At 68.1% G+C, this 10173-nt stretch carries 14 protein-coding genes and 2 tRNA genes; 4 read left to right on the top strand and 12 right to left on the bottom strand.

Annotated elements, in window-relative coordinates:
- Nucleotides 1-233: 233 nt before the first annotated feature.
- The 10 genes from E1294_RS09160 to E1294_RS09115 all read right to left on the bottom strand — a co-directional run bounded on the left by E1294_RS09160 (nt 234) and on the right by E1294_RS09115 (nt 5892).
- The gene (locus E1294_RS09160) at nt 234-662 is read right to left on the bottom strand and encodes a MaoC family dehydratase (RefSeq protein ID WP_132506761.1); all 429 of its coding nucleotides are present in this window, start codon (nt 660-662) and stop codon (nt 234-236) included.
- Entirely contained in the window at nt 662-1111 is a 450-nt protein-coding gene (locus E1294_RS09155; RefSeq protein WP_132506759.1) for a MaoC family dehydratase N-terminal domain-containing protein, read from the bottom strand. The genes E1294_RS09160 and E1294_RS09155 overlap by 1 nt, the downstream gene beginning before the upstream one ends.
- 193 nt (nt 1112-1304) lie before the next feature.
- A complete protein-coding gene (gene rpmG / locus E1294_RS09150) occupies nt 1305-1469 on the bottom strand; it encodes a 50S ribosomal protein L33 (RefSeq protein ID WP_019632658.1) in 165 nt (54 codons plus the stop codon).
- Nucleotides 1470-1539: 70 nt separating this feature from the next.
- Nucleotides 1540-1613: transfer RNA gene (locus tag E1294_RS09145), tRNA-Met, on the bottom strand.
- Nucleotides 1614-2088: 475 nt separating this feature from the next.
- Nucleotides 2089-2535: a hypothetical protein gene (locus E1294_RS09140; RefSeq protein WP_132506757.1), complete on the bottom strand. Its 447-nt coding sequence runs from the start codon at nt 2533-2535 to the stop codon at nt 2089-2091.
- Nucleotides 2536-3338: 803 nt separating this feature from the next.
- Nucleotides 3339-3411: transfer RNA gene (locus E1294_RS09135), tRNA-Thr, on the bottom strand.
- 39 nt (nt 3412-3450) lie between these two features.
- Nucleotides 3451-3681, bottom strand: coding sequence for a transposase (locus E1294_RS09130; protein WP_132506755.1), 231 nt, complete (start codon nt 3679-3681; stop codon nt 3451-3453).
- Between the two features lie 70 nt (nt 3682-3751).
- Nucleotides 3752-4297, bottom strand: coding sequence for a C40 family peptidase (locus tag E1294_RS09125; RefSeq protein ID WP_132506753.1), 546 nt, complete (start codon nt 4295-4297; stop codon nt 3752-3754).
- A 42-nt stretch (nt 4298-4339) separates the two neighbouring features.
- A complete protein-coding gene (locus tag E1294_RS09120) occupies nt 4340-5344 on the bottom strand; it encodes a lysozyme (RefSeq protein ID WP_132506751.1) in 1005 nt (334 codons plus the stop codon).
- Nucleotides 5341-5892, bottom strand: a complete 552-nt coding sequence (locus E1294_RS09115; RefSeq protein WP_165977188.1) for a P-loop nucleotide/nucleoside kinase family protein — start codon at nt 5890-5892, stop codon at nt 5341-5343. Before E1294_RS09115 ends, E1294_RS09120 begins: the two co-directional genes overlap by 4 nt.
- A gap of 260 nt (nt 5893-6152) precedes the next feature.
- Between E1294_RS09115 and E1294_RS09110 the strand changes: the two genes are divergently transcribed.
- From E1294_RS09110 to E1294_RS09100, 3 genes are read left to right on the top strand one after another with little or no spacing between them, the layout of a single operon-like run.
- Nucleotides 6153-7094 (top strand): ATP-binding cassette domain-containing protein, encoded by a 942-nt coding sequence (locus E1294_RS09110; protein ID WP_132506749.1) that lies wholly within the window; start codon nt 6153-6155, stop codon nt 7092-7094.
- Nucleotides 7075-7818, top strand: coding sequence for an ABC transporter permease (locus tag E1294_RS09105; RefSeq protein WP_132506747.1), 744 nt, complete (start codon nt 7075-7077; stop codon nt 7816-7818). Before E1294_RS09110 ends, E1294_RS09105 begins: the two co-directional genes overlap by 20 nt.
- A gap of 22 nt (nt 7819-7840) precedes the next feature.
- Entirely contained in the window at nt 7841-8350 is a 510-nt protein-coding gene (locus E1294_RS09100) for an NUDIX hydrolase (protein ID WP_132506745.1), read from the top strand.
- Here the strand turns inward: E1294_RS09100 and E1294_RS09095 are convergent.
- The gene (locus tag E1294_RS09095) at nt 8312-8995 is read right to left on the bottom strand and encodes a flavin reductase family protein (RefSeq protein WP_132506743.1); all 684 of its coding nucleotides are present in this window, start codon (nt 8993-8995) and stop codon (nt 8312-8314) included. The two genes, E1294_RS09100 and E1294_RS09095, sit on opposite strands and share 39 nt — an antisense overlap.
- A gap of 155 nt (nt 8996-9150) precedes the next feature.
- On the opposite strand from E1294_RS09095, the gene E1294_RS09090 reads away from it, so the two are divergent.
- On the top strand, nt 9151-9534 hold the full coding sequence (locus E1294_RS09090) for a hypothetical protein (protein WP_132506741.1): 384 nt from the start codon (nt 9151-9153) through the stop codon (nt 9532-9534).
- 18 nt (nt 9535-9552) lie between these two features.
- On the opposite strand, the gene E1294_RS09085 is transcribed toward E1294_RS09090, so the two are convergent.
- Nucleotides 9553-10053 (bottom strand): MarR family winged helix-turn-helix transcriptional regulator, encoded by a 501-nt coding sequence (locus E1294_RS09085; protein ID WP_132506739.1) that lies wholly within the window; start codon nt 10051-10053, stop codon nt 9553-9555.
- Between the last annotated feature and the right edge of the window lie 120 nt (nt 10054-10173).

Genomic DNA, 10173 nt, shown 5'->3' with positions numbered 1-10173 from the left:
GCCCTGCCCCCCGCAGCGCCGCCCGCCCTGCCGCCTGCGGTGTCGCGGCCGGAGCCCGAGATGCCCGCCACGTCCTCGATGCGCGGGGGCCTGAGATGCCCAGGAGGCATGGCGTCGGTGACGGCGGAGACGGGGATCGACCGGACCGTGGGCCAGACTTCTCGCGCGGCTTCAGACATACCGTCACGGAGTACCCGGAAGCGGGCCGACTTATCATCCCGGCCCGCCGCGGTTCAGGACAGCTGCACCACCGCGCGGGCCTTGGACAACACCTGCGCCTCGCCCGACCTGGCGACGAGCCCGACGACCACCCGCTTGTCCTCGAGCTTCTCCTCGATCACGCCGCTGACCGTGATCGAGGCGCCCTGGTCGTCATCGGGCACGACCACCATCGACGAGAACCGCACGCCGAAGTCGACCACCGCCCCGGGATCTCCCGCCCAGTCGGTGACGAACCGGCCGGCCTGCGCCATCGTGTACATCCCGTGCGCGATCACGTCGGGCAGCCCAACCATCTTCGCGAACCGCTCGTTCCAGTGGATCTGGTTGAAGTCACCGGAGGCCCCGGCGTACATGACCAGGTTGGAGCGGCGCACGCGGTAGTCGACGGCCTCGAGCTCCTGGCCCACCTCGACCTGGTCGTACTTCACCGTGGCGGTCATCAGGCGGCCCCTCCGCGCTCGACGATCGTGTTGTAGGTGACGCAGACGGGCTCGCCCTCGACGGTCGTCACGTCGCTGCGCACGGTCAGCAGCTCGTTGCTGCCGGCGGTGCGGATGTCGGTAATCGTCGCGGTCGTGACCAGCTCGTCGCCGGCGACGACGGGACGTACGTACTCGAAGCGCTGCTCACCGTGGACGACCATGGCGAAGTTGAGCCCCAGGCCGGGATCGGCGAGTGCCTCGCCGCCGCTTTGCAGGCTGAAGACGATCGGGAACGTCGGCGGCGCGATCACGTCGGGATGGCCGGCGGCCTGCGCGGCCTCTTTGTCGCGGTAGAGGGGGTTGTTGTCGCCGATCGCGGTGGCGAACTCCCTGATCTTCACCCGGCTGACCTCGTAAGGGGCGCTGGGCGGATAGCTCCGGCCCACGAAGTCACGGTTCAAGGCCATCAGTGGCTCCTCGTATGTCTCCAACCGAGCGCTGCTGAGGGCGACGGTAACAGAACAACGTTCGGCTGTCGCGGGAGATGGCCGTGATTTTGCCCGGGGGCGGACACGACGAACCGGCGCCCTGCGAAGGAAGGGGACGCCGGTTGTGCGATGGAGCGTATAAAGGGGGCCGAGGCCCCTGCCCGGTGCGAACCTAGCGGGTTTCGCGGTGCGCGCGGTGGCAGCGGCAGTTAGGGCAGTATTTCTTCAGCTCAAGCCGATCCGGGTCGTTGCGCCGGTTCTTCCGCGTGATGTAGTTGCGGTGCTTGCACTCCTGGCAGGCCAGCGTGATCTTCGGCCTAACGTCGGTGGCAGCCACTTGGGAGTGCCTTTCTACGTTCGGGACATGGACACGCCCGTGCCCAGGCCGTCGACCTGGGATTGGGCAGTAGCGGAGGCCGGACTTGAACCGGCGACACAACGATTATGAGCCGTTTGCTCTGCCTGACTGAGCTACTCCGCCTTTGAGCCGGTTAACGACACCGGCCATCGTAGAGAATACCCGACGCGGCGAGCACATCAGCAACTCGCTCCATCGGGCGGGGTCTCTAGTATGCCTCAGGAACCCCGGCAACCGAAATCCGGAGCGCCCGACATGCTCGGGGACGAACCTCGGATCCACCGCTCGCCAGGTGCCGTGCGACGAGAGGCGCGCGGCCCGGGGCTCCTCCGAGCATCGCTCGGTCAGCGTGGCCATCTCGGCGCGCGGCCTGCACACCGCCCGGTCAGTCCCTCCGGTTCACCCCAGTCCCCTGCCGGGATCGTCACCGCGAACTCCTCTGCCCCGCTCCCCTCCACTACTCCAGCATGACCGTGAAGGGACTCTTTCACATGGCCACGGACAGGCTGGGCACCCGTCATCGGATGCCCAGCGAGTGGCCGTGGGCTATGGCATGGCGACCGCTTTCACCGCCCGGCTCTCCACAGCGCCGCGCTGGTCATCCGCAGTGGACGTCACGCTTGTACACGAAACCCTTTTTCCCCGACCTGCCTTCGACGTGGGCGGATACATCGATGCACTTGTTCTTGGCGGCGACATAGACAGGACCCGCGTACTTCGAGAAGTTCCCCCAGTCGGTGTCGGCCCAGGACGTCTTGTCGGACGATCGAATCCGCACCGCCTTGTAGTCGGCTCGGCCATAGTTCGATCCGGAGCCGTAGGCCAACGCGCAGTTCTTCCCGGTGCCGGCATTCCACCGGACCTCGAGGACGCCGAACTTCTGCCCGTCCTTGCTGATGTTGTAGGTGCCCACGAGCTTGTAGCCGCTTCCACACGGGCCAACGGCGGCCGCGCTAGCAGGAACGGCAATCGTGGAGACGATCCCGGCCGCAAGCACTGCGGCGCTCGCCACGGCCGTGAACTTGGTACGAGCAAGCACGTTCATACCTCACTTGAATACAGGTGTCACAGATAACAATCCGACCGCACGAGGACGTCCAGCCCCTTTGATCCCGGCAACCCGAACGGCCCAGTACGGCACTTCTGACCCACATTGTGAGCATTTTGTCATGAAGGCCGCATCACTCGCCACCGCATCACTCGCAGCGCCCCAGAAACGTCTCACCCGCGAGCGCGGACCTCGCGCTCAGTGGTCAGGCCGCCGTGCCCGCGCCACAGCACCACGCCGGAGTCCTGGCACTTCCCCCTGGTTGGTGGACATGCTGATACTGGATCTTGCTTGATCCGGAGGAAGCGAGAAGACCGCCGATGGCGTTGAAGGACTACTCGGAGGAGTTCATGGCAGCTGGCGTCGACCAGTCCGTCCACGGCGGCCTTGACCGATGGGAACCAGTTGGCCGGGTAACGGCGACTCCGATCAGCAGGCTGGTACTCGGCGACCACGTGGGCGCGGTCGAGGCGTGGGATGCGGGCCGAACGGCCAGCAGGCACGCGCTGTCGCGGATGGCGCGGGTCAGGACCTCGGGTTGTGCTCGCGCGGCACCTGCGCCTACCTGTTTCGCGCCCACGTCCTGCCGGAGCGGGGCCAGTGGCGGCTGGCCGACGTCACCGCAAGCGCGCTCCGTTCCGTGACAGCCGCAAGACGCCGATCGCGCCGTGCGGCGAGGTGGTTGATTGGCGAGTGCGGGACGCGTGACCGTCCAAGGTCATCGCATTTTCGTCGCACTCAAGGCGAAACGCCCGGCCCCGTTATCTGGCGGGTCGGGCGTTATGGCTGGTCAAGATGAGAGCCCCCAAACGGAATCGAACCGTTGACCTTCTCCTTACCATGGAGACGCTCTGCCGACTGAGCTATAGGGGCCTGTCCAGCGCTGCGGACAGGTGTAACCATACACGGCGCTCAGCCCTGATGCGAACTTGTTCCGGCCTCCGCGGGGACCTTCGCGCGGCACCGGGCGGGCAGCTCGATGACCTCGCACAGGTCGGCCAGATCGACGAACCCGGCCACCTCCGCGACCGAGGTGCAGTCGGCGATCACCCATCCGTGCCTGCGCACGCGCAGCACCTGCCGACCGGCCCGGATGGCCGGCAGGATCTCGTAGCCGTCGAGGCCGACCCATCGCCTGTCCATGGCGGCACACATTAGCCGTCGGGTCTCTCAATTTCCGGCGCGCCACACGCGTCACCGGTCTGGAGGATCGTCAGCGGGAGCCCTCGCGCGGCGGACGGTACCGGTAGAAGCCGGCGAAGTCCTCTTTCTCTCCGATGTCGTCGACGCGTACGATCGCCCCGGTCTCGGGCGCGTTCATCATCGTCCCATTGCCCAGATAGATGCCGACATGATGGGTTTTGACGGTCTTTTTGGTGATCTTTCCGAAAAACGCTAGGTCTCCCGGTTTCGGGGACTTCACCCGGCGCATTTTCCGTACCTGCGCGTCGGTGTTGCCCGGCCCCAGCACGTCTTTGCCGTGCGCCAGCGCGTACACCCATCTGGCCAGCCCCGAGCAGTCGAGGCCGCGCGTCCTGGCCGCCGGGCAGGGCTTGATCCTGCCCCGGTAACCCCTGCAGGTGCCCTTCGAAGGACCGGGCTCCTCGGCGTGGCCGCCACCCCACGAGTACGCGATGCCGTACCGCTCGATCTCGTAGGCGAGCTGGACGATCCTGGGCGGCAGGGACAGGCCGAGCGGCACCGAGGCCGTGGCGGTCAGCAGGATCAGCGCCGCCGCCACAGCCAACCGCCGTTTCATCCCAAACCCCCTCCAACACCGGGACTTGGGATTAATCCTGCCTTATCGCGCCTTAAGTGTGAGTTTCACCGATCCGACGGTGACGTTCATGCCGACCGTGCCCTTCGGCTTCCTCGGCTGGGTGGTGAACACGAACATCACCTTCTTCGCCCGCGGCAGCTCCTTGATCCGGCACGACACCGCGGTGCCGCTGAACTTGCACGCCGGCGCCTCGACCACCCGCTGCCCGCCGAACGCGCGCCCCGACACCTTGATGTCCTTGACGGGGTGCGGGCCCGTGTTCGTCACGACGACCCTGTACGACGTCCGGCTCGTGGCCTCGCCCGAGACCATCACCTCGGCCGGCGGGTTGGCCAGCGCCTTGAGCTGGGACTCGCTGCCGTTGAACGCGTTCTGGCCGCCGGCCAGCGTGCCCTTCTCCGCCGACTGCCAGAACGTGTGCCTCTTCCAGTTCTTCGGCAGCGAACCGGGCTCGCTGCCCCAGCGGGCCAGCCAGAGGGGGTTGGACCTGAACGCGGCCGAGTTTCCCGTGCAGGTTCGCCACCAGCTCGTCGAGGTGTAGATGATCACGTGCCGGCCGGTCGCCCTGCGGTATCTGACGGTGAAGTCCTCGATCCAGGTGACCATGTCCTTCGTCGACAGGCCATAGCAGGAGTTCTTGCCGTTCTTGTCTTTGTACGGATTGTCCTCCACATCGAGCACCCCGGGCAGAGTTTGGCCGTCGCCGATCCAGTCGCCGCCATTCTGGAGGAAATAGTCGGCTTGAGTTCTCCCATCGGATTCGTGCGGTTGCGCAAAGTGATAAGCGCCGCGGAAGAGCCCCGCCTCCGCCGCACCGCCGAACTGCGTGCCGAAACGTGGGTTGCGGTAGTCGCCCCCCTCGGTGGCCTGCACGAACGCGAACTTCCCGCCCCCCAGGGCCACGCTCTCCCAGTCGATGTCACCGGTCCAGTTACTGACGTCGACACCGGGAACTCCGTCGGCGGCCTCGGCGACTCCCGTCATCCCGGCCGCCAGAATTACCGCTGATAACCACACACGTTTCACGCCGGAGATCCTTCCGGAGCCACACACAAATGTGCAAGTCCGGCTATATTCACGTTCTTCGACGTGTCAACTGAATAGACCGGCCCCAGCGCGAGCGGCCGCGCCGCCGCCGTCCACTGCCGCCACCGCTCGTCATCGACCTCGGCGTCATGGTGGATCGTATGCCGCACCCGGCGCTCGTACCGGCTCCTCGCCACGTCGGGCGGCACCTCACACCAGACCTCCCGCACCCCCTCGGGCGGGACGCCCGCGCGGTCGAGCCCGGCCAGCACCACGGGACGCAGCGGCGCGAGCCACGGACTCTCCAGCACCGCGCCCGGCGGAGAGTTCGCGAGCAACGTCCACATGCTCTCGCCCGCGGCCGCCCCGAGGCGTCTGCTCCACTCTCGCTCTTCCACGCCGTCGGGCCTGGCGAGGACGTCGGCCAGCGTCTCCTTGAGAGCGTCCTTGGAGAAGACGGGCAGCCCGAGTTCGCGGCCGAGCGCCCGGGCCAGCGTGCTCTTCCCCGCTCCCGGCAACCCGTTCACCAGCACGGCAAGCCTGCGCATGCCCCGACATACTGCCAGAACCGCCGCCCCTGGAACCCTGCCAGGAAAAACTTCTCCGCCACCCGGGAAACCCGCACCTCAGAGCCCCGAAATCGCCCCTGAGGGAGCGGACGTCCAGAACATCGTTTCCGCAGGTCAGATCCGTTTATGAACGTCACATTCGCGTTTGCCAAACCAGGTTTCCCCTGCCCAAACTGGTCTCATTCCTGATTTCGCGCCCCGACCAGGGGTTTCTTCGCCATGCCCAGAGGGGACCGTCCATGATTCACGCCCGGGGCCTGACCCGAGAGTTCAAAGTCAAGAAGGAGACCGTCACAGCCGTCCGCGGCATCGACCTCGACGTGGAGGCCGGCCAACTCGTGGCGTTCCTCGGCCCCAACGGCGCGGGGAAGTCCACCACCCTGCGCATGCTCACGACCCTGCTGCCGCCCACCTCCGGCACCGCCACGGTGGCGGGCCACGACGTGGCCGGGAACCCGAAGGGCGTCCGCGCCCGCATCGGCTACGTCGGCCAGAAGAACAGCGCGGGCGAGAACTTCCTCGTCCGCGACGAGCTCATCACCCAGGGCCGCTGCTACGGCATGAGCACCCGCGACGCGGCCGCCCGCGCCGACGAACTGCTGGACCTGCTCGACCTCAGGCCGCTGGCCAAGCGCAAGCCCGGCACCCTCTCCGGCGGCCAGCGCCGCCGCCTGGACATCGCGCTCGGCCTCATCCACCGCCCCGACCTGCTCTTCCTGGACGAGCCCTCGACCGGGCTCGACCCGAAGAGCCGCGCCGACATCTGGCAGCACATCCTCCGGCTGCGGGAGACGTTCGGCACGACGCTCTTCCTCACCACGCACTACCTGGAGGAGGCCGACAACATGGCGGAACGGGTGATGATCATCGACGGCGGGAAGATCATCGCGGACGGCACCGCAGAGCGGCTCAAGAACGACCTCGCCGGCGACCACATCACCATCACCACCAGCACCGAGCAGGAGGCGGCGACCGCCGCCCGCATCGGCGACGGGACGGCGACCGGCAGCACCGTGCGCCTCCAGGTGCCCAACGCCGCCGCCGCGCTGCCCGACTATCTCCGCACCCTGGACGGCTCCGGCATCAAGGTCACCACCGCCGAGACCACCCGCCCCACCCTTGACGACGTGTTCCTCGCACTTACCGGGAGAAGCCTCACCGATGACGACATTCCTGCGTGACACCACCACCGTCTTCTCGCGCGAGGTCAAGCCGACCCTGCGCGAGCCCGTCGGGCTCCTCTTCGAGATGGGGCAGCCGCTGCTGTTCCTGTTCCTGTTCGGGTCGCTGCTGGACGGGGCGGTCGGCTCGTCGTGGCAGTGGTTCGTGCCGGGGATCCTGGTCATGATGTGCCTGACCGGCCCGATGGCCGCCGGCTACACGCTGCTGGTCGAGCTGATCGGCGGCTCGATGGAGCGCCTGATGGTCACACCGCTCAACCGCACCGCGATGCTCGTGGGCAGGACCATGAAAGAGATGATCATCCTGCTGGTCCAGGCCGTGCTGATCATCGTGCTGGCGCTGCCCCTGGGCTTCGACCTCCATCCGGCGGGCGTGCTGGCGGGCCTGGTGCAGCTGGTGATCTTCGGGGTCGGGCTGGGCTCCTTCTCGTTCGTCCTGGCCATCAAGTCGGCGCCCGGCGGCACCCTGTTCTACATCGTCAGCCAGTCGGTCCTGTTCCCGCTGCTTTTGTGCTCGGGCGTGCTCCTCCCGCTGGACTCCGCCCCCGCCTGGCTGCAGGCCATCGGGTACGCCAACCCGGTCACGTACATCGTCGACGCCCAGCGTGCCCTCTTCGCCGGCGACCTCGCGAGCCCCTCCGCCCTGTACGGCACCGCCGCCGCCTGCGCGGTGGCCGCGGTCGGCCTCTACCTCGGCAACCGGGCCATGCGCCGGGGCGTCTGATCGCGGGCACAATGATGGAGGCATGACTCACCTGGTCGTGACCGGCACGCTCCCCTACATCCCCGTGGCGCACCGCATGGACCTGATGCGCTCCGTGACCCTCCCACCGCTGGAGCAGACCACGTGCGCGTTCGCGTTCGTGTCGGACCGTGCGGGCCGGACCCTCATGACACGCGTGGACGCGCGCGGCTGGGACATCCCCGGCGGCCACCTCGAACCCGGCGAGACGGCGGCCGACGCCGCGGTCCGCGAGTTGTACGAGGAGACCGGCCTCCGCCTGCCCTTGTCCGCGCTGTCCGCCTTCGCCTGGCAACGCATCGAACTCCTCGCCCCGGCGCCCGACGGCTACCGCTACCCGCCGCTGGCGTACATGGTGATGTTCCGGGCCTGGCTCCCGGCACTGGGCTCTCCGACCCGGCCGCCCGCCGGGTCGGAGACCAGCGGCGCCGAGTGGCTGGCGGTCGAGGAGATCAACCGGCTCTGCGCCGGCCGCTCATGGCTGGCCCTGCTGGACGGCGCGGGCCCGCTCTAGGTCGGCGCTGCGGTAGAGCCGCTCGGGGATCCGCGCGAGCGTGGACGGATGCACCTGCGGGCCGAGCCCGTACAACTTCTGGAAGCTCATGATCAACGGGCGCCAGGCGTCGGGGTCGATGCGGTCGTCGGTGCCCGCCATGCGGATCCCCTCGTGCACCCAGACCCGCTGTACCCGCACCTCGAACGCCAGAATCCCGCCGTCGTCCCCCACGGGGTGATGGCGTTCGACCACGGCCTCCATGCCGACCGGGCACTCGCCCACCCGGGGCGGCGCCACCGTCTCGGACGGGACGGCGGTCAACCCCGCCCGCCGGAACTTGTCCGCCACGTGCCGGTAGCCGCGCGCGTGCTTCCGCTCGGGCACGGGGTCGGACCCGGTGGTCAGCGCCAGCCGGTCGACGGCCGGCGCGAGCGCGTCGGACGGGAGGTTGAGCACGCATTCGCGGGTCCTGAGCAGGTTCTGTGCCGTCTTGGCGCGCGCCCCCAGCCCCAGCACCGCACGCCAGCCCAGCCAGAACGCCGACGACATGGGGGCCAGGTTGGGGGTGCCGTCCTCGTTCGCGGAGGAGATGAGGACCACGGGGGTGCCGAAGTAGAGGATGTTCGGCTCGATGAGGGTGTGCGTGCCGGCGAGAGTGCTCATGGGCCCCACTTTCGCGGCAGACCAGAGCCGGGCGCTGGCGGCCTTCGGACGTCTCGTCGGAGCCCCGGACCCGCCCCACCTGGCCGCTTGCCCCCTGGGCCACCGGCAGCGAGGATCTTGAGCCGGCACGCATCCGTCGGCGAAGGACGACTCTCATGAAGATCCGCTACAACCCGCTCATGGGCTGGACGTTCCTGATCCTGGGCTCGGTCCTGGTCCTCCTCCAGGTCTGGCTCCTTCTGCTCGGGTCGTTCAGCCCGACGATCGTGGTCGGGCTGATCGTCGCCGGACTCGGCGTCGTCTATCTGCGGCGGCCGTATTTCCGGGTCGAGCCCCAGGCCATCGTCCTCGCCGCGCCGATCGGGCCGGCCGAACGCAGATTCCCCATCCCCGCGGGCGGGAGCCCGCGCCTGGAGGGCAACCGCATCGTCATCGACGAGGCGGGCAGGGCTCGGAAGGTGCCCGTACGCAAGGGGATGGCGCACCCGGCGGACTGGGCAGCGTACACCACCACCCTCCCCCACGGCCCGCAAGCCTGAACAGGCACGTCCAGCGCGTCACTCCCACGCGGGGTCCTGCGCCAGTTTCTCGGCGATGCGGTCGTGGAAGCTCTTGCGGGCCAGGGCCTGCTCGATGTCGGCGACGACCCGGGTGAGCGGGTAGGGGATCTCGGCCTCGATCTCGGCGACGGCGGCCTCGGTGGCCCGCCACTCCGCCGCCAGGCGGCCGACGACGCTGCGGGCGTGGTCGGTGAGCGCCACCTTCTTGCTGCGCGCGTCGTCACCCGGCACGGTCTCGACCCAGCCGGCCTCGCGCATGGCGGCCACCTTCTGGCTGAGCGCCGAGTGTGTCCGGCCGACCGACTCGGCCAGTTCGGTGATGGTCATCGGCCCGAGGGCGTTGAGCCGGAGCAACTCCATCACGAAGCTCGGTTTGAGCCCGTCGATGCGCTTGTCGGAGTAGAGCCGGGCGATGTCGGCGTCCATCGACGCCTGCAGGACCCGCAGCGGACGCCAGAGGCTCTCGCGGGTGGGGTCGGGAATGTGGGAATCAGCCATGAGGTAACTATAATAGCTCTTATATAAGGACTGTTATTTTTCTGGCCGATCAGTGTCTCCGGCGCCCTACACGGCCGGCCGGAATCGTGCCAGACTGCCTGCTCAGTGGTGCCATATGCG

This window comes from Nonomuraea diastatica (genome assembly GCF_004349015.1).
Taxonomy (GTDB): Bacteria; Actinomycetota; Actinomycetes; order Streptosporangiales; family Streptosporangiaceae; genus Nonomuraea; species Nonomuraea diastatica.
The sequence above is the reverse complement of the archived record's forward strand: the minus strand, read 5'-3'. Positions and strand labels throughout refer to the sequence as shown.